The sequence below is a fragment of the Nonomuraea insulae genome (genome assembly GCF_042656245.1).
On record NZ_JBHSPA010000017.1, the window covers coordinates 149,652 to 168,282 of the forward strand.

18 protein-coding genes are annotated in these 18,631 nt (G+C 68.1%); 5 read left to right on the plus strand and 13 right to left on the minus strand.

Annotated elements, in window-relative coordinates; translation table 11 throughout:
• Window positions 1–687 (minus strand): helix-turn-helix domain-containing protein (locus tag ACFPZ3_RS14070; RefSeq protein ID WP_379514501.1); only part of this gene is annotated, 687 nt, incomplete at its 3' end.
• Window positions 688–870: 183 nt separating this feature from the next.
• Here ACFPZ3_RS14070 and ACFPZ3_RS14075 point away from each other — a divergent pair.
• Complete coding sequence (locus tag ACFPZ3_RS14075; RefSeq protein ID WP_379514502.1) at window positions 871–1,410, plus strand: ATP-binding protein; 540 nt, start codon at window positions 871–873, stop codon at window positions 1,408–1,410.
• 313 nt (window positions 1,411–1,723) lie between these two features.
• Here the strand turns inward: ACFPZ3_RS14075 and ACFPZ3_RS14080 are convergent, their stop codons facing one another.
• The 3 genes from ACFPZ3_RS14080 to ACFPZ3_RS14090 form a co-directional block, all read right to left on the minus strand.
• Window positions 1,724–2,164 carry a hypothetical protein gene (locus ACFPZ3_RS14080; RefSeq protein ID WP_379514503.1) on the minus strand — a complete coding sequence of 147 codons (441 nt, stop codon included), beginning with the start codon at window positions 2,162–2,164 and terminating at the stop codon, window positions 1,724–1,726.
• Between the two features lie 95 nt (window positions 2,165–2,259).
• A complete protein-coding gene (locus tag ACFPZ3_RS14085; RefSeq protein ID WP_379514504.1) occupies window positions 2,260–4,323 on the minus strand; it encodes a DUF6571 family protein in 2,064 nt (687 codons plus the stop codon).
• Entirely contained in the window at window positions 4,323–4,553 is a 231-nt protein-coding gene (locus tag ACFPZ3_RS14090) for a hypothetical protein (protein WP_379514505.1), read from the minus strand. Before ACFPZ3_RS14090 ends, ACFPZ3_RS14085 begins: the two co-directional genes overlap by 1 nt.
• Before the next feature lie 540 nt (window positions 4,554–5,093).
• Between ACFPZ3_RS14090 and ACFPZ3_RS14095 the strand changes: the two genes are divergently transcribed.
• Window positions 5,094–5,759, plus strand: coding sequence for a Type 1 glutamine amidotransferase-like domain-containing protein (locus ACFPZ3_RS14095; protein ID WP_379514506.1), 666 nt, complete (start codon window positions 5,094–5,096; stop codon window positions 5,757–5,759).
• Between the two features lie 75 nt (window positions 5,760–5,834).
• Here ACFPZ3_RS14095 and ACFPZ3_RS14100 read toward each other — a convergent pair whose 3' ends face one another.
• Complete coding sequence (locus ACFPZ3_RS14100) at window positions 5,835–6,260, minus strand: PPOX class F420-dependent oxidoreductase (protein ID WP_379514507.1); 426 nt, start codon at window positions 6,258–6,260, stop codon at window positions 5,835–5,837.
• A 170-nt stretch (window positions 6,261–6,430) separates the two neighbouring features.
• Window positions 6,431–6,652, minus strand: a complete 222-nt coding sequence (locus ACFPZ3_RS14105; RefSeq protein ID WP_379514508.1) for a hypothetical protein — start codon at window positions 6,650–6,652, stop codon at window positions 6,431–6,433.
• Between the two features lie 160 nt (window positions 6,653–6,812).
• Between ACFPZ3_RS14105 and ACFPZ3_RS14110 the strand changes: the two genes are divergently transcribed.
• Both ACFPZ3_RS14110 and ACFPZ3_RS14115 read left to right on the plus strand, forming a co-directional pair.
• A complete protein-coding gene (locus tag ACFPZ3_RS14110; RefSeq protein ID WP_379514509.1) occupies window positions 6,813–8,645 on the plus strand; it encodes an ABC transporter ATP-binding protein in 1,833 nt (610 codons plus the stop codon).
• A complete protein-coding gene (locus tag ACFPZ3_RS14115; protein ID WP_379514510.1) occupies window positions 8,645–10,471 on the plus strand; it encodes an ABC transporter ATP-binding protein in 1,827 nt (608 codons plus the stop codon). Before ACFPZ3_RS14110 ends, ACFPZ3_RS14115 begins: the two co-directional genes overlap by 1 nt.
• 64 nt (window positions 10,472–10,535) lie before the next feature.
• Here ACFPZ3_RS14115 and ACFPZ3_RS14120 read toward each other — a convergent pair whose 3' ends face one another.
• From ACFPZ3_RS14120 to ACFPZ3_RS14140, 5 genes are all read right to left on the minus strand, one after another.
• Window positions 10,536–11,213, minus strand: coding sequence for an MFS transporter (locus tag ACFPZ3_RS14120; protein ID WP_379514511.1), 678 nt, complete (start codon window positions 11,211–11,213; stop codon window positions 10,536–10,538).
• A gap of 117 nt (window positions 11,214–11,330) precedes the next feature.
• Entirely contained in the window at window positions 11,331–12,092 is a 762-nt protein-coding gene (locus ACFPZ3_RS14125; protein ID WP_379514512.1) for a hypothetical protein, read from the minus strand.
• On the minus strand, window positions 12,092–13,303 hold the full coding sequence (locus ACFPZ3_RS14130; RefSeq protein WP_379514513.1) for a vWA domain-containing protein: 1,212 nt from the start codon (window positions 13,301–13,303) through the stop codon (window positions 12,092–12,094). Before ACFPZ3_RS14130 ends, ACFPZ3_RS14125 begins: the two co-directional genes overlap by 1 nt.
• Window positions 13,300–14,622 carry an AAA family ATPase gene (locus tag ACFPZ3_RS14135; protein WP_379514514.1) on the minus strand — a complete coding sequence of 441 codons (1,323 nt, stop codon included), beginning with the start codon at window positions 14,620–14,622 and terminating at the stop codon, window positions 13,300–13,302. The genes ACFPZ3_RS14130 and ACFPZ3_RS14135 overlap by 4 nt, the downstream gene beginning before the upstream one ends.
• Before the next feature lie 92 nt (window positions 14,623–14,714).
• Window positions 14,715–16,142, minus strand: a complete 1,428-nt coding sequence (locus tag ACFPZ3_RS14140; protein WP_379514515.1) for a serine hydrolase domain-containing protein — start codon at window positions 16,140–16,142, stop codon at window positions 14,715–14,717.
• A 65-nt stretch (window positions 16,143–16,207) separates the two neighbouring features.
• Here ACFPZ3_RS14140 and ACFPZ3_RS14145 point away from each other — a divergent pair, with 65 nt between their 5' ends.
• Complete coding sequence (locus tag ACFPZ3_RS14145) at window positions 16,208–16,930, plus strand: Clp protease N-terminal domain-containing protein (RefSeq protein ID WP_379514516.1); 723 nt, start codon at window positions 16,208–16,210, stop codon at window positions 16,928–16,930.
• A gap of 124 nt (window positions 16,931–17,054) precedes the next feature.
• Here the strand turns inward: ACFPZ3_RS14145 and ACFPZ3_RS14150 are convergent, their stop codons facing one another.
• On the minus strand, window positions 17,055–17,711 hold the full coding sequence (locus ACFPZ3_RS14150; RefSeq protein WP_379514517.1) for a restriction endonuclease: 657 nt from the start codon (window positions 17,709–17,711) through the stop codon (window positions 17,055–17,057).
• Between the two features lie 256 nt (window positions 17,712–17,967).
• On the minus strand, window positions 17,968–18,474 hold the full coding sequence (locus tag ACFPZ3_RS14155) for a hypothetical protein (RefSeq protein WP_379514518.1): 507 nt from the start codon (window positions 18,472–18,474) through the stop codon (window positions 17,968–17,970).
• Window positions 18,475–18,631 lie beyond the last annotated feature (157 nt).

Here is an 18,631-nt window from a genome sequence, read left to right on the forward strand (position 1 = left end):
CTGGGGAAGTTGGAAGATGCGGAAGGTGCCGTCAGGGCTGGCGTGCGCTCCTGCGTTGAGGAGAAGAATGCGGATCTCGACGTTGGGTGCGGAGGCGTGCTTTGCGATATGGGCCAGTTGGGCGCGCATGGCGTCGGGTCCGCCGATCGCGCGGCGGAGAACGTACTCGTCCAGGATCGTGGAGAGGCGGGGGCCGTCGTCGGTCAGGATTTCCTGTCTGGTGCGGCGAAATTCGACCCAGCGGTTGACCTGGTCGTCGGTCGCGTCCGGGTCCTCGGCGCGGATGACGGCTTCCATGTAGTCCCGGGTCTGGAGGAGGCCAGGGATCACGAGGGCGTCGAAGGAGCTGATGCTCTCAGCGCGGGCTTCCAGCCAGGCGTAGTCCACGATGCCGTGGGACACGTCTCCCGAGTAGTCGTCCCACCAGCCGTTCTGCCATACGTCGCGGCTCAGGCGGACCAGGCCGTCGCGCTCCTGGGGTGCTGTGACGCCGTACAGGTCGAGGAGAGCGAGGACGTCAGGGGTGCGGGCCGGGTAGAGGCCGGCCTCGAAGCGGCTGACCGTGGAGCCGTCGCGCTGGAGGTACTCGCCGGCTTCTTTGAGCGTGAGGCCGGCGCGTTCGCGTAGTTCTCGCAGATGCTTGCCGAGCCATTGGGCTCGGAGCGTCACTCCGCGCTTCCCGCTCATGCTCACCACCTCGATCGGCTGTCCCGAAGGTTACACCTGCAACACGCACCTCAGAGTGATTCAGGTTTTCGCTATGCAAGTTTGCACGGTGCATGTCAGTATCGAGGCGGTTGCGCAGCGTGACATCGGACGCGGTTTCAGACGGCGGTGGACATCGCCGTCCGTGGACGGAGGGGCGGGACGATGAAGGGGATGACTTGGCGGGGCGACTTCCCCGGCGAGGGCGTACAAGTGGCGAATGTGCGACGGCTTGCCGGCGCGCTGCTCCGGGATTCCCAGGTCCGTGATGACGCGGTCTCGTGTCTGGTCGAGCTGGCCAGTAACGCGATCCTGCACACCAGATCGGCACGTGATGTCTTCACGGTCGGGATCTGGTCGTCCGGGGGTGCTGCCCGGGTGGCGGTGAAGGATGCCGGAGGTTGGCATGAGCCTGTGCTTCGCACAGGAAGTCAGGGGCAACTGGCTGAAGGTGGGCGAGGGCTCGCCATTGTGGTCGCGCTCGCCGAAAGGCTTGGCGTCGCGGGTGACGAGGAAGGGCGGGTGGTGTGGGCGGACCTGTCGTGTGAGGGCGATGGCGCTCAGGTTGATGCGGTCGGCATAGTGCTGGGGGAGGAAGTTCCGCTGCTGGAGCCGGCCTGCAGACGTTGCTGGGCATCGAGTGGATGGCCATCTCGAACGATCTTCTCTGCGGTATCGGCGGGAGGAGACACGCGTCGTGGCTGACCAGGATTGGCATGGCTCTCACCCTGCGCCGTTCGAGGATGGGTATCAGCGTCTCGACTGGCGGACGACGAGCCGTCGGACGCACCGTGTACGGGTGCGCGACCACACGTGTGAATGCATGTCCGTGATCTACGAGCTCTGCCTGGTGGGTGGGCTCATGTTCATTCGGCGCGTTGTTCGCTCCGAAGACAGAGAAGAGGGGCACGGGACAGCGTGACTCTCAGCTGCCCGGACGAAGCTTCCCTGGACCCTCTCTTGGACGGGCGCGCCGGATGATCCGTCGTGATCGAGTCACCGTCCGTCGGTTGCTGCGTTATTTGGACGTGGAGAGCAGGATGGGTTTGAGCTGGCGGACGAACTCAATGGCGTCCGCTCGGTGGTCCCGCCCTGGGGCACCCGGCGTGATCCAGATGGAGAGCCGACGGCGCGTGTCAGGAGTCCAGGCGTAGGCATATGTGCTCGGCCCGTTCTTGCCCTCGATCTGTGCGGTGAAGCCGGGTCCGAGGTCAGCGGGCAGATTCACCCCGCGATCGTGTTGCTTGGTGCCCTCCAGTTCATCCAAAGAAAGGGAGGACTGGTCGTCGAAGGTGATCGACAGCTCCGCGCCAATGTCGTCGCTGTGCAGTTTTCGAGCGATGCAGCGGTCGAAGCGTTCTCCCGGCCGGCTTCCTGTGGCGAGGAGACCGTCCAGGCCGGTAGCTCGTGCGATGGCCTGTCTGGAGATCAGGCCGCACTCCTGCGGTTTCGCCGTCACGTTTCCCAGGGGTCGCGTGTCAGAAGGCGGCGGGGAGGAACAAGCCGAAAGTGATAGCGCCACTGCTATCAGCAGCGCTGAGAGGAAGGATGTTCTCATCCGCCTTGTCCTTGGGCACGGGCCGCTTGGCCGAAGCCTTCATTCACGGCGTTGGAGGGGTCGCGGAACACGGCTCCGGTCTCCGGATCGGTGAGCCATTCCGTGTAAGCCTCACGCTGCTCCTCGGTCATCTTGCTCCACGGGATGACCTTGTTGCCGTTCATGAAGTCGCCGGCCGAGCCGCGCGGATTGTTCGTGGAAGCATGTGGGTGAGTCCTTGCGGGCACTTCTCCGTCGCCGAAGAGGCCGTTCTGCATCATCACGTCCGCCGTGATGTCGGTGAACATGTCGATGGTCTGACCGGTCGTTGAGCTGGCCTGGCTGCGTGCCGCCGCTCCTTGCTCGCTTGTGAACTGGCCGTACACCTGCGATTTGGCCTTGTCGACGAGCAACCCGGCGATCTTCCCCTGAGGGCCGGGAATCAGATTGGCCACACTGGTGATGGCGTCCTTGAAGGCAGCGAACATCTTGTCATGCTCATCCGCCTTCGTGATGTTGGCGATGTTGCCCGCGTCAGTGATCACATAAAAGGTGTGACTGAGTTTCTCGATGGCCTGACTGAAGGTCGCTCCATCGGAGCCGGTCATCCGTTCTTCAAGGATCTTCTGGCGCTCATTGTTGATTTCGGCGGTCGTTGCTTGCGGATGGGTCTTGTGCCACTGCTCGAATTCGGCGCGATTCTGCTCCGCAAGCTTGGCGGCCCGCTGGTTGAGAACGTCGATGCTGTACTGACCTTGGGCCGTTACTACCGTCTTGAGCACGCCCGGATTCGCGAAGGCCCACTTCATCACGCCCTTGATGCCGTCGCGGTCCAGTATGGCGCCGTAAGGTTGCGTGCCCTTGAGGTTCGTGTCGGGGTCTTGTGAGACGACACCCGGTTTGTGAGCCACTCGATCTACCGACACTCGATTCACATCGCTGAGGTAAGCGCTGAGGATGTTGCCCACGCTCTGCCGGGTGTTCCGGAGGTTGGACTGGACTTCGGGGTTGCTCCAGAAGCGCATGGCCCAGGAGGCGATCAGAGCTGATTTGTGGCCGCGGGATTGGTCAGGCGGCAGGTCGTGGTCGCGGAAAGTGGTCGTCGCGGCTTCGAGGGCGTGGCCGAGGTCGCTGTCTGTGGCTTCGTACCAGACGCGTTCCCGCATGAGGTAGTCGAGTGGCTTGCGTTGGGGGTCGGTGAAGAAGTCCTGGGCGGCGCGAGGATTGTTGGCCAGGGCGGCTGCGACTGCCGCCATCGGGTCCTTGTAGGCGGCCGGGAGGTGGTTCGCCGGCTGGGTGGCGGGCATGATGTTGCGCCAGTACAGGGAGCCTTGAGGCTGTTCGCGCTCGTAGTCGTAGACCTTGGTGGCGACTTCGCGGAGGAAGGCGTCGTCGAATTTTCCGGTCCGCAGGAGCTTGTTGAGGGCGAAAGCGGTCTCGGGGGTGTCGAGGTGCTTCAGCAGTTGGTCGACGTAGTCCTTGGGGAGCTTCATGTTGCCGGCACCTCGTGAGGCGGTGCCGAGGATGGTGCTCAGGGCGGCCGACAGTTTGTCCAGCTCGGCGACGGCTGCCGGATCGGGGCCTGCCACGGTGGTCTGGCGGCGATAGAGCGACGTGAGCAGTTGCTTGAGCTCCCGCGGTGACATCTGGGTGGCGAACGCCACGGCGAAGTACGGGTCGTCCTTGTGCGCCTGCAGTTCGGCGAGCGTCTTCTTGTCGATGGTGCCGTTCTTCATGCCGGCACGCAGGGCATCGGCCAGGCGCTTGGCCGTGGCGGCACCGGCGGCGGGTGTGTCGGACAGCCACTTGGACTCGTCGGCCCAGAGTGACTTCGAGGTGTCGAGCGCGACCTTTTGCGCGGCCAGCATGAGGTCGAGTCGCCGCTGCAGGTCAGGGGCCTTCGTGCCGATCTGATGGCCGATGTCGCGAGCCGTGCCCGGCCCGTACAGAGTGAGTTGAACAGAGCCGAGTGCTTTGTCCACCTGAGCGCCCACCTCGGGGACGGTTGCGCTGAGGCGCTTCATCAGGGAGATGAGCTGCGTCATCAGTGCCGGATCGATGCTGAGTGGTGTCGGGCTCATCAGCCGGTTCCCTCCGGGCGGAGAGTTTCCAGCATCGCGAGGGCACGGCTGAACATGCCTTTGTATGCCTGGTCCCAGCCCTGGGCGTCGCGCACCAGTTTGTCAGCTGCGGGACCTTTCATCGCGCCGGAGTCGATGAGGTGAATCAGCCCGCGGATGTCGCCGCTGTGCTGATCACGCAATTGCTCGATCTGCCGGCGAGCGGCGTTGATCTGCTCCTGCGTCGCCATCCTGGTCCCCTGGGGCTGCCGACGGGCGAGTTGACCACACGAAGCGTAACGAGCGCAAGTGAGGTTCTTCGGGTGTTCGCCGGGTCGTGTATCGAAAAGGCATGGAGAAACCATGGAAAGGGATATACGGACAGTTGGAACTGTTATTTACGGGCGGGAACTTATTAAGCCCAGGAAGTGTCGGTGGCTACAGGTGAGGGCCACGCCCACGTCCGGCTTCTCAAATGGCTGAGGGCTTCACAGCGATTCTGCTGACGATCGTCTACCTGGCCGGCGCGCTGAGCGTCCGCGTATACCGGATCTTCCGATGAGCACGCCCTCAGGCGGCGGCCGTCGCCTGTCCTCCTCGATCAGGGGTGCACGGGCACGTGAGCACCTTCAGACATGCCGCTTGCGTCGGTGGTGCTGCGTGCGCTCGATCCTGATCTACCGCGCGAGCGCCCTGTTGCAGGCAAGTTCTGCCCCCAGCAGCGATGAGTCTCGCGGTGGTCCCAGGTCTACCCGTCACACCGCTCCATCGCGTTCGAATCAGGAGACATCTTGAAGCTTCTTCTCACGTCCGGAGGCGTCACGAACAAGAGCATCCGCGATGCGCTGGTCGACCTGCTGGGCAAGCCGATCGCCGACTCCAGTGCCCTCTGCATCCCTACCGCGGAGTACGGCCACCCCATGTGCACGCCGGCCTCAGCCTGGCGCTTCATCGCCGGACAGACCCCGGCACCCATGTGCGACCTGGGCTGGAAGTCGGTGGGCGTCCTCGAGCTCACCGCACTGCCCAGCATCGGCGAGGACCGCTGGGTCCCCTGGGTCCGGGAGGCTGACGTCCTGCTGGTGGACGGCGGCGATGCGACGTACCTGTGCCACTGGATGTTGCAGTCCGGGCTGGCGGATCTCCTGCCGTCGCTGCCCGAGACGGTCTGGGTGGGTGTGAGCGCCGGAAGCATGGTGATGACCCCACGCATCGGTGACTACTTCGTCGAATGGACGCCGCCCACCGGAAGCGACCGCACCCTAGGGGCCGTCGACTTCTCGATCTTCCCGCACCTGGGACACGAGCTCATGCCGGGGAACACCATGGCCGATGCCGAGAGATGGGCCGCCGACATCGCGGGTCCGGCGTACGCCATCGACGACCAGACGGCCATCAAGGTGACCGACGGCACCGTCGAGGTCGTCTCCGAGGGGCGCTGGAGGTCCTTTTCGTAAGGCGAGGTCGTCTCCATGCTTCAGAACCACCGTGTCGCGCAGGCCATCTGCGGATGAAAGGGATGAGATCGGTGCTCAGCCCGTGATGTTCCGGTGGGCGATCACCTTGTCGATGTGCAGCCGAACGAGGTACTCCCCGGGCATGGCGTTACGCGTGCCGAACTCCTCGGCCCGCTCGTCGCCCATGTACCGCCTGCCGATCTCCGTGGCCCAGGCCAGCATCTCCTCCAGGTCGAGCGAGAGGGTGACGGTGCCCTTGATGATCACGTACGAGTACGGCGGCTCCTGGTCGTCCACGCACAGCGCGGCCCGGGAGTCGCGGCGTAGCGCCTTGCCCTTGAGGCTTGTTTCTGAGGTGTTGAACACGACCTCGTCGCCGTCCAGCAGGAACCAGATGGGAGTGACGTGCGGTGTGCCGTCGTCGAGGGTCACCGCGAGCTTGCCGGTGCGGGTTCCCGCCAGGACGAAGCTTCGCCATTCGTCGTCGCTCATGCGTTCCATGAGCAAACGCTACGCCACACCCTTCCTCCGGCTAGGGCCGCGCCACGCCGAGACGGGGGTGCCGCGTTCGGCTCCGGTTGAACATGGCGTGAGTGAACGACCGCGACCGGGCGGAGGCACACAGGGAGGTCTCACCCTGCCAACGGGAGCGTTGACAGGGTGAGGGGGTGTCACGGCCGGTGGAAGCGGACGTAGTCGAAGGTCGCGGTCAACGGCTCTGCGGCCTCGAAGGCCCCCAGTCCGATGCGCGGTTGTGGGCCGGCGGGCAGCACCCGGGTGCCGTACCAGGTCCAGTGCGTGCCATCACGGCTGGTAGAGGCGCGATACCTGTGCTCGCCCGACAGCTCGCCGCTGCCGGGCGGCGGCATCGGGCTCAGGGCGGTGGACGCCACGGCCTACTTCGACGCACTCGTCGTCAAGGCGGCCTGAAAGCAGACGTGCAGCGGCCTCCCGGACTCGCCCGGCCGGGAAAAGGGTTCGAGAACTGTCGGTGGCCGATGGTAGAAAGCGAGTTCGAGGTTCAATTGGCCAGGGCCGGGGGGCTTGAGTGTGATGACCAGCGACAGCTCGGAGTTCTCCGTCTCCGGCCCGCGCCACGATCGGCGCGGCCCGGTGCGCTGGATATGGTCGCACATGCGCCGCCATCCCGTGCACCTGCTCGGCTTCCTCGGCGGCTCGCTCGTCATGACGGTGCTCAACGCCGTCGTGCCGCAGCTCACGGGCGCCGCTTTTGACGCGGTGCTGGGGAAGCGGGGCGAGGCGGGCTCGGCGCTGGGCCTGATCGCGATGATCCTGCTGGGCGTGGTCGTGGCCCGCGGCCTGTTCGACCTCGTTGCCCGCCTGTCCAGCGAGGTCCTGGCCAAGCGGCTGGAGCGCGACGCCCGCGACGAGCTCTACGTGAGCCTGCTCGGCAAGAGCCAGACCTTCCACAACAGGCAGCGCGTCGGCGACCTGATGGCCCGCGCCGCCAACGACATCAGGCAACTGTCCATCATGGTCACGCCGGGCATCGACCTGATCGTCGACTCCGGCCTCACCGGCCTCGTGCCGCTGGTCTTCATCGCCGCGATCGATCCGCGGCTGCTGCTGGTGCCCGGCGTTTTCGCGGTGTTCTTCGTGGCCGCGCTCTGGCACTACATGCGCCAGCTCAACCCGGTGTCGACCCGGATGCGCGAGCAGTTCGGCGATCTCAACGCGGGGCTCAACCAGTCCGTGCGCGGCATCGAGGTGATCAAGGTGATGGCGCAGGAGGGGCAGGAGCGGGGCCGCTTCCGCACCTACGCGCGCCTCTACCGCGACTCTTTCGTACGCAACGGGCTGGTGCAGGCCCGCTACCTGCCGACGCTGCTGTTCGCAGGGGCCGTCGCCGGCGCCCTGTGGCATGCCCTCTACCTGCAGGGCATCGGCGCGATCACGGTCGGCGACGTGGTGGCGTTCATGGGGCTGATGGTCATGCTCGGCTTCCCCACGCAGATGTCGATCTTCACCTTCTCCCTGGTGCAGATCGGCATCGCCTCCGCGCGCCGGATCCTGAGCATCGTGGCCTCGGAGACCGAGCTGACGCAGCGCGCCGACGGGCACACCGCCCCCATCAGCGGGGAGATCGTCTTCGACAACGTGTCGTTCGGCTACGACGACGACGAGCCGGCGTTGCGCGGGGTGACGTTCACTGTCAAACCGGGCGAGACGGTGGCGATCGTGGGGGAGACCGGGTCGGGCAAGAGCACGCTGACCAAGCTGGTGCCGCGCATCTACGACGTCACCTCGGGCCGGATCCTGGTGGATGGCGTGGACGTGCGCGAGTGGGACCTCGACTCGCTGCGTTCCCAGATCTCCACCATCGAGCAGGACATCGTGCTCTTCTCCCGCTCGGTGGCCGAGAACATCGCCTTCAGCCTCGGCCAGCGGGCTGACCGCGACGCGGTGATCAGGGCCGCGGAGGACGCCCAGGCCGCGGAGTTCGTGGCCGAGCTCGACGACGGCTACGACACGGTCATCGGCGAGCGCGGCGTCACGCTCTCCGGCGGCCAGCGCCAGCGGCTGGCCATCGCGCGGGCGCTGCTGACCGACCCGGCGATCCTCGTGCTCGACGACTCCACCAGCGCCATCGACTCCGCCACCGAGGACAAGATCCAGCAGGCCATCGGCCGCATCCTCGACGGCCGCACCACGTTGCTGATCACTCACCGGCTCTCCCAGATCAGATGGGCCGACAAGGTGCTGTTGTTGCGGCGCGGCGAGCTGGTCGACTCCGGCACGCACGACGAGCTGATCGAACGCAGCCGCCTCTACCGGCGGATCTTCGCCCACTACGACGAGGCCGGCGTGGGGCCGGACGACGACGAGGCCCCGGTTCTGGCGAGCGAGCAGGGGAGTGCTCTCTGATGGGCTTCATCATGGACGGCCTCGACGCCGAAGACTACGACCGCACCTACAACGACCGCGACCTGGTGCGCCGGATCCTGTCCTACTTCCGGCCCAAGGCCGGGACGATGTTCCTGGTCGCCGGCATGATCGTGCTGTCGTCGGTGAGCCAGGCGGCCGTGCCGCTGCTGACCAGCTTCGTCGTCGACGCCATCGCCGACGGCACGATCGCCCAGGTGGGCTGGATGTTCGTGGTGGCTGTGCTGTTCGCGGGCGCCGTGGGCTGGGTCTTCAACTTCGTACGGCAGTGGTTCAGCTCCCGGGTCACCGGCGACGTCGTGCTCCAGTTGCGCGAGGACGCGTTCGACGCCGTGCTGGAGCGGGACATGTCGTTCTACGACGAGACGCCGTCCGGCAGGATCGTCAGCCGGGTCACCTCCGACACCGACGACTTCGCCACGGTCTCCACGCTGACGATGGACCTGATCAGCCAGGTGCTGATGGTCGTCTTCGTCACGGCGATGTTGTTCCTGCGCAGCGTGGAGCTCGCCCTGGTGACGCTGCTGATCGTGCCGATCGTGGTGGGCCTGGCTCTGCTGTTCAGGCGGCTCGCCCGGGCCAGCACGCGGCGGGCGCAGCGCTCGCTCAGCCGGGTCAACGCCAACCTGCAGGAGACCATGGGCGGCATCGCCGTGGCCAAGAACTTCCGGCAGGAGCAGCAGGTCTACGACGAGTTCCGGCCGATCAACCAGCAGAGTTACCAGGTGACGCTGCGGCAGGGGTTCGTCTTCTCGGGGATCTTCCCGGTGCTGTTCCTCGTGGCCGGGCTCGCCTCGGTCGCGCTGGTGCAGTTCGGCGGCTCCGCGGTGCTGACCAACGGGCTGTCCGCCGGCGACTGGTACCTGTTCCTCCAGGGCGCCGCGCTCTTCTGGTTTCCGCTGACGTCCATCGCGGCGTTCTGGTCTCAGTTCCAGCAAGGGTTGTCGGCCTCCGAGCGGGTCTTCGCGCTGATCGACGCGCCGCCGCGGGTGGTGCAGAGCGACGCGGTGCCCGCCGGGGAGCTGGCCGGGCGCATCGAGTTCGAGCGGGTCACCTTCGGCTACGACGCGGCGCATCCCGTGCTGCGTGACTTCGACCTGCTCATCGAGGCCGGTGAGAGCGTCGCGCTGGTCGGGCACACCGGGGCGGGCAAGTCGACGCTGAGCAAGCTGATCACCCGCTTCTACGAGTTCCAGGACGGCCGGCTGCTGATCGACGGCCGCGACATCCGCACACTAGACCTGCCCTCCTACCGGCGGCAGATCGGCGCCGTGCCGCAGGCGCCGTTCCTGTTCAGCGGCACGGTCGCCGACAACATCCGCTACCCGAGACCCGAGGCCACCGACGATCAGGTGCTGGCCGCCGCGTCGGCGGTCGGCGGCGGCGACTGGATCGAGGCGTTGCCCAACGGTTTGCGCACTGACGTGGGCGAGCACGGCCGCGCCCTGTCCATGGGGCAGCGCCAGCTCGTCGCGCTGGCCCGGCTGCTCATCCAGGACCCGGCGATCGTGGTCCTCGACGAGGCCACGGCCAGCGTCGACCCGCTCACCGAGGCCCAGATCCAGGAGGGCCTCGACGTGGTGCTGGCCGGCCGCACGTCGATCGTCATCGCCCACCGCCTGTCCACGATCGAGCACGTCGACCGCATCATCGTGCTCGACCACGGACAGATCGTGGAGGAGGGCGACCACGCCACGCTCCTGGCTCGCGGCGGCCGCTACTGCCAGGTCTACAACACCTACTTCCGGCACCAGTCGCCCAACTACCGCGCGGGCACCGGGTTCGTACCGGTCGGCCTTGAGGCATAAGCCACGGCATTCCCCTGGGGGCACGAGGCTGACAGCCGCAGATGGGTAGCTCGCGATCTGCGGGCTACCTCGGGCGTTCGCTCCATTGCCCGGCTGGTGGATAGGGCATGCCGGCCGCGTTCGGTTGCGCGGGTCGCCGGGTCAGGAGAAGTACGAATCCGCTGACGGCAGCGGCAATCAGCCCCACGGCCAAAGGAAGCACCGGGACGAGGTATCCCAGCCTCCACGACAACGCGCTCGACAGCCCATGATTGACGAACGGGCCAAGAACCAGGGCGAGCACACCAAGACCTGCCAGTATCGCGACCAGCGCGCCCCGGTGGCGGCCCGCCCGCCGCACGAGTGCCACCGTCGCCCCCACCACGCCACCGGCGCCGAGCCCGCTCAGCACCCGGCCGGTCAGATAGATTCCGGCGTCCGGGGCGAACGCGTTCAGCAGCACACCGATGATCATGAAGGCGATGGCCGACGTGGCCACCGTCGTCAGCAGACGTCCACCGAGGCCGACGCCCAGCGCCCCACCCACTGCCGCGCTGATCAGGTACGCAACGGCAGTCATGAGCAGGGTGGTTTGGCTGGACAAATCGAGATCTGACTGCAGAGAAATCCGCGCCGCGGGCCCGAAGGGCATCGTCAGCAGGTACAGACCGGTGAGCGCGGCGATTCCTGGGCCGATCAACGCCCATGCCGGTCTCTCCCAGCCCGGCAGAGCGGCATTCCTTTGCGGTTGATGATCGTGCATGGCGATCAGTTTGCATCGGACTTGACTACTTCGTCCATCCTGCAGCAAGGAGGAATGCCGAACGTGTGGGACCCCTTCCTGACCCACCGTCCATCACAACCAAGGGGTCTTGTGGCGTCAGGTGTCGTCGCGGAGGGTGCGGAGGGTCTCGGCCTGTTCGGCGGTGACACCCCTGGCGCGCTGGTCGGCGGCCTCCTCCGGGGTGAGGCCGGCGCCGGCCCACGACGCGGTCTCCTCGAACGGGATGCCCGCCTGCCACCACGCCCGCGCGACCGCCATCGGGCTGAGCCCGCGCTGGATGTAGCGCCGCGCCTCCCCGGGTCTGAGGCCGAGCTCCTGCCACATGCGCGCGGTGGCGGCGTCGATGTTGTACGCGATCCACCTGCCGGCCTCCTCGTCGACCCACTCCTCGTTGAGGTAGGTGTAGATCACCAGGACGTCGGCGTTCCCCGCCCGCGCGATGAACCGCTGGGCCCGGTCACGCGGATCGCCGCCGCCGGCGAAGGCCATGAGGCTGGTGAACGCGTCGCCGGGCGCGGTGGGATCGCCCGCGGGCCGTGGTTCGCGGCCGTGCTTGAGGTGGAACGCCTGGTCCGGGGTGCGGCCCTGGCGCCGATGGACGATGGCCTCGTCGAGGCCGAACTCGTACTCGTGCCAGAGGAGCGCCTCCACCGCGGTGAGCCCGGCCGCGCGGCAGGAGCCGACGGTCTCGGGGGTGACGCGGGCGGTGGCCCACTGGACGGCCAGGGCCGGGTCGCGGACCCCGGCCCGCCGCCAGGCGCACGCCTCCTCCGGGGTCATCCGCCACTGCCACCACCGGCGCGCCTCCTCGGGCGGGATCCCGGCGGCGTCGAATTCCTCGCTGAACGGCATCGTCATCACGCTCCTGAATCGATGAGTACGGTCTCCGCCCACGAAGGCGCCTGCCCGGTCGCGTCGAGCAGGCCGACGATCACCCGGGTCCTGGGCGGGCGGTCCGGCCATGGGGTACGGCCGTCGGTGAGCACGATGATCAGGTCCGGCGGCGGGCACGCGGCCAGCGCGGCGGCGAACCCGGCCCGCAGGTCCGTCCCGCCGCCCCCGCCCAGCCGCAGCTCCGAGACCAGGCTGAGAGTCTGCGGCCGGTACGCCCGCGCGTCACACGAGATCACCTTCACCAGCCGCCGCCCGGCGCCGACGGCCCGCAGCACCCCGGTCACCTCGGCCAGCGCCTGCCCCAGCATGGTTTCGGTGATCGAGCCCGAGGTGTCGATGAGGATGGTCACGGCGGGCAGCGGGCGGTGCGGGCTGGGCAGCACGATGCCGGGCAGCGCGGCGGCCCTGCGTGATGGCCTGCTGTAGGTGTAATCCACCTGCCCCGCCGCCTGGGCCAGGCCGTGGCGCACCCTGGCGGCCAGGTGCCGCCGCCAGTTCACCCTGGTTTTGAGTACGTCGTCCGCCCACCGGAGCCAACCGGCCGGAACGTCGTCGCTGGCGTTCAGCCGTTCGCGGATGCGGCGCGCGGTGTCCAGCGCGGTGAGCCGGGCCCCGGTGGCCGACAACCCGGGCCGCCCGCACTCCCACGCCCGGGGTATCCCGTCGCAGCCACTCCCGCAGTCTCCGTTCGGGGGCTCTGGGTGTTCGGTGGGGGGCCGCGTGCGCAGGGCCCGCCAGTACTGTTCGGCCGTCCCACCGTTCGCGTGGTCGGGCCGTCCGGGTGTGGTCGCGTCTGGCGGGCTGGGCTGCTCAGGTGTGACCTTTCCCGGAAGGCTGTCGAGTCCGAGAGCGTCGCGGAGCTCGGCGTCGGCAGCCAGGTTCCAGTCCAGTTGCTCCCGCCCGACGGCCTCGCCCGGATACCGGCGGGCGTGTTCCCGCAGCAGGTGGCTCACCTGGTGGACCAGCCAGGATCCGACCTCCGCCACGCTCTGCCGCTCCAGTTCCGCGACCTCGATGTAGACGTGCCATCCCACATCAGCAGGAAACCGCCCCAACTTCCCAGGGAACCCGGTGACCACGACCGGATCCATGGCAAGCAGGGCGTTGGCGAGATAGGGGAACCGATGGGCGGCCCACACCCGGGCAGCCGCCCATTTCTCTGGCGGGCTACTCACAACAACCCGGCCGCACGCAGGATCGGCGTCAGTTCCAGCAGCGTCGCGGGAATCCGGGCCCCCGGTGGGCGGCGGCCGGCCAGGGTGCGGGCCGCGAGGGTGGCCACGTCGGGCGCGGTACGGGCGGCCTTGGCGATCACCATCCAGGCGGCGTCCCAGTGGGAGACATCCCCGGCGGCGACCGCGACGGCCACGACCGAGGTCAGCACGGCGAAGGCCCGGTCGCTACGCCGGGGCAACTCGAAGGCGTCCGGATCGTCGAGCACCGCCATCGGGTCCGGCAGGTCCAGATGCTCCATCCAGGACAGGAACTCCAACGCCGCCCCCTCCCCGACGGCCCCGGCCACGAGCACGGCCAGCACATCGGCCGAGGCGTCGGCGGCCTTGCACGCGGCCATCAGCTTCGCCGTCGCCTCCCACGACCGAGGACTGGGCCACCCCTGCCCCCCGCCACCGCCCCACGTACCTCCACCCCAGACGCCACCCGGCGTGCCTCCGCCGCCCCACCTACCTCCCCCCGGGCCGCCACCCGGCGTCCCGCTGCCCGGGCCGCCGCCCGGCGTGCCACCGCTGCCGCTGCCCGATATGCCTCCGCCTGGGGCGCTGCCCCACGTACCTCCGCCTGAGGTGCCGCTGCCCGGCATGCCTCCGCCGGGGCCGCTGCCCCACGTACCTCCGCCCGAGATGCCGCCGCTGGACGGGACCTGCAGGGCCAGTGCGGGCCTGACCTGGAGGAAGGCCGCGACCGTCGCTCGCGCTTCCGTCGCCTGTGCGTGGGACGGAGGTTGCGTGAAAGCGGTCAGCGGTGGTGGGGGAAAGCCCAGGGCCAGGCCCTGGGCGATCTGCCTGCCATCGACCGGCCAGTTGAGATGGACGAGCCGGTTGGCCAGCGGCGCCGCCAGCTCCCAGCCGTCGGCTGCCTCCTCCGGCGGGTTGGCGGCGGCGACCACCTGCACCTTGTCCGGCAGGCGTACGTCACCGACCGCCCGCTCCAGCACCACCCGCAACATCGCGGCCTGCACCGCCGGGGGAGCCGTGGTCAGTTCGTCCAGGAAGAGCAGTCCGTGCCCGGCTGTGGCCAGCCGCTCGGCCCAGGCGGGCGGCGCCAGCCGTACCGTGCCCTCGGAGGTGATCACCGGCAGGCCCGCGAAGTCGCTCGGCTCGCGGATGGAGCCGATGACGACCTCGATGGGCCAGTTCAGGGACTCGGCCAGCGCCACGACGGCCGAGGTCTTGCCGGTGCCCGGACTGCCCCACAACAACGCCGGCACCCCGGCCGACACCGCGATCGACAGCGCCTCCAGTACGACGTCGCTCACTTACCCTCCAGTCCCGGCACGCCGAGTTGCCACATCGACGTTGCTCACTTGCTCCCCAGTCCCGGCACGCTGAGCTGCCACGTTGACGTTGCTCACTTGCTCCCCAGTCCCGGCACGCCAAGTTGTCGCTTCAGCACTTCCATCTCATGGGCGGGCACCTCGCGGCGTACGGTCTCGGCGTTGTCCCGCAGCGGATGCGCGGTCATGCGCACCTCGGCCACCCCCTGCCGGAACGCCTCCGCATCCCACGGCAGCTCGACGACTGCCGATTCGGCGATCCGCGCGACGTCCTCGGGAGCCGGCTGCGTGGCGATGCCGAGGCGGGTGGTGAGCCGGTCGCCGATCAGCAGCCCGGCCAGGTAGCTGCGCGCGGCCGCCGGACCGCGCCGGGGACGGAGGTCGGCGCCGTGGACCCAGGCGGTGACGATCTCGGCGACCAGTCGGGCGGCCGCGTGGCTGGGGCGGTCGGACAGGCGGAGGTCGCCGAGGTCGTACTGGTTTGCGGAGACCACCAGCGCCACCCGGTCCTCGGTCCAGCCGCGCGTGAAGTGGCACCAGCCCCATGGGTACTCGCCGCCGTGGCCGATGTACGGGTGTTCGCCGCCGAAGACGTTGAACACGAGCCCGACGGAGTGATCCTGGTTCGGCCCCATGAGGGTGCCGCCGGACGCCTGGGTCGTGATCATCTGCTCGGCCGTCTCCGGTTTGAGCACGCCGCCTCCCCCGTTGAGCAGCGCGAGCACGAACCTGGCGTGGTCGGACGGTGTGCTGAGGGCGGAGCCTGCCGGGTAGTCGCCGGGGTACATCTGGGGGAGGGTGAAGGTGAAGCCGGGCAGGGTGGCGTACCCGGTGGAGCGGCGGTCGAGCATCCCGGCCGGTACGAAGTCGGGGTGCTGCGCCCTCGGGAACACCGTCGAGTCCATCGCCAGCGGCTGGAACACGTGCCGCCGTACCCACTCCGAGAGCGTGACCCCGTCGGGATTGAGCAACTCCACGAGGTGGCCGACCAGGGCGATCCCGACGTTGCTGTAGGTGTACTGGGCTCCCACCGGCCCCGCCCAGAACGGCACGACCGTCCCCCCGTACGCGTCGGAGCGCCCGGCCGCGAACACCCGCCGCAGATGCTCGCCCAGCGGCGAGGGCGGCAGCCGATCCCAGTTGCCCATGTTGGTGCCCAGGCCGCTGCGGTGGGTCAGCAGGTCCCGCAGGGTGATCGGCCGCGCTCCGTGCGGGTTGACGATGGGAAAGTGCTCGTCGATCGGGTCGTCGAGCCCGATCAGGCCACGCTCCACGAGCTGCATGACCGCCACTCCGGTGTACGTCTTGCAGTCCGAGCCCGTCGGCCCGACCGTGTCCACCGTCATGGGCCGGCCGGTGGCCAGGTCCGCGAGCCCGTACGCCCTGGCCAGCGCCACCTCCGTGCCCACGCCCACCGCGACCGACAGCCCCGGTGTCCCGCAGTGCCCCATGATCTCCGGTACGTACGCGTCCAGCGCCTCTGCCAGCAAGCCAACATCCATGGCGTCAACGCTCGCATTGACGTCTCAGAATTGTCAAGGCATATGTTGACAGTCATAATGGTGTGGTGCCAGAGCTACCCGACCTCACCGCCCTGCTGTCGATCGTCGAGGAACGCAGCGCGGGCGCCGACGCCCTGACCCGCCTCACCGTGGCCGAAGGGGTGCTGTCCGACCTGCAGGGTCTCGGCGACCGGCTGCTCGGCTACCTCGTCGAACTGGCCAGAGCCGAGGGTTGTTCGTGGTCCGACATCGGCGACCATCTCGGCATCAGCCGGCAGGCGGCGCAGCAACGGTACGGGCGCCGCTGGTCCAGCCTCACCGTCGCCGACCTCGCCCAGTCGGGGGCGTTCGACCGGTACACGGGGCGTGCCAAGCAGACCCTCGAACGGGCCGAGGCCCACGCCCGCCGCCTGGGCGACACCGCGGTGGGCACGGACCACCTGCTGCTCGGCATCCTCGACGACCAGGACACCCTCGCCGTCCTGGCCATCGCCGCCCAAGGCGTGGACCCCGCCGCGCTCCGTACCGCTCTGGACCAGAGCCTGCCCACCGGGCCCGGATCGCCGGCGACGGTTCCGATCGGCGCCGAGACCCGTCGCACCCTGCAGGCGGCGCTGACGGAAACGGCGGAGCTCAGGCACAACTACATCGGCACCGAGCACATGCTCCTCGGCCTTCTGCGCGACAAGTCCAGCGCCTTTCTGCGCGAGCACGGGATCGCCCTGGAGCCGACACGCGCCGCCGTACGCGCCGCTCTCGACGCCATCCTCCGCTCCCGGGAGGCGTGATCACTCGGGCGATGCACCAAGTGCGCGCCGCCTCTGCTCGCCAACGCCACGGGTTGCGTCGATCACTCGGGCTATGTGTTTGGCGGTCGGGGCCTACGAGCCGCTCCTCCTCCTTGCGACCGGTTCAGCCCGTCAGCTCCTCTCCTTCTGTCAACGGTGCTGGATATGGGGTGTTTCGGGTGCCGGGGTTTGGCTGGGGGGTGGGTCGGCTGGTGGCGTCGCGCTGGGGGAGTAGCGTGCTTCTGCCGATCAGCCAGTCGGCCAGGAGGTCGCGTTCGAGCACGTGCAGGGACTGGCGGGCGTTGAGCGCCTCCGTGCGGGCCTGGCGGGTGAGGCGGCCGGAGGTGATGAGGACCCCGGTGTGCCCGGTGAAGGCGTTGGCCAGGGCGCCGAGGAAGTTGCGGACCTGGGGTGCGCCGACGGTGCCGCCGTAGCGTTTGCACTGGATGGCGTATGGTGTGCCGCCGGGTGCGACGGCGGTGATGTCGACGCCGCCGTCACCGCTGCCACCCCGTTCGTGGACGCGCCGGAATCCTTCGGCGATCATGCGTTCGGCGACCAGATGCTCGAATTGGGTGCCGGTCATGAGGTCGACCTTCGCCAATTCGGTGTTGGCGGCCAGAAAACGCACGCGCCGGGTTTGGATGACCCGATATCGCAGGAAAAGGCCGCCGCCTAGGGCCGCGATCGCCAGGGAGGCGATGACCATCGCCCATCCCGGGTTTTCTGCGATGTATTGGGCCACGAGGATGACCGCGAGCACGACGGCTCCCAGCCCCAACAGCCACAATCCTCCGTTGCCCGTCGACTTTCGCCGACGCCTGCCGCGCCCGGATCGCCTCGCCATCGATTCCTCCTGAAGAACGGTGCCGATGGCGATTATGAACTACGGGTCCGACAGAAAATCCTCGCCTGCGAGTACGCGTATGGAAGTGGCCCGGAATCGTCGGTTTTGTATGGGGAGAATTCTGGGAAGTGAGGTTTATTCGCTGATATATGCCGGGCCAGGGCGGCGTCGGTGCAGAATCCAGTTCTGATCACCCTCGGGTTGGGACCAGACCGTTGCTGGGCGCCGACGCGGCGCTTATCGCCTGCGTGCCGTCGTCCGGGTTCCCGCTTACCGCGAAGGCGACGACAGTCATCACCTCGTCACCCTTCAGCGCGTCAACCCGTGCCGAGTAGCACTCCGGTGAAGGCCTGTTGACCGCCGAGCAGATCGGGAAGGACATCTCCACAGTTTTGGCAGTCTGCCTGACGGTGGTCGGCCCGCCGATGTTGAAGCCGTTGGCGTATTCGCGATAGAGGACGACCGTATCGGACGGGGCCCCCGCCGGGATCTGCGACCTTTCCCACGTCAGCGTGACCTGCCCGGCCCGGCCCGACGCGCAGGGCGCCGTGCAACCGGTAGCGACCGCGCTGATCAAGTGAGGCTTGTCCGGGACCGGTAGCGTGGCGGCGTTGGCCCCGGTTGCGGCGGCCACCAGGGCACCCCCCACCACCAGCACCGCTCCAAGCCCCTGCGACAGGCGTACGTTCGTTTTCATGCGACTCCTTCGCCTCTCGAACTACCACGTAAGGTCATGCAACTAGACATGACCCCATGTTTTACGAAGAAACGGAGTCGTTCGGATTCAGTGTCATGGCGGCTCTTCGAACGTGACCGGGGTTGGGCGTGAACGTGGCGCTGTCCGAACTCTCGGC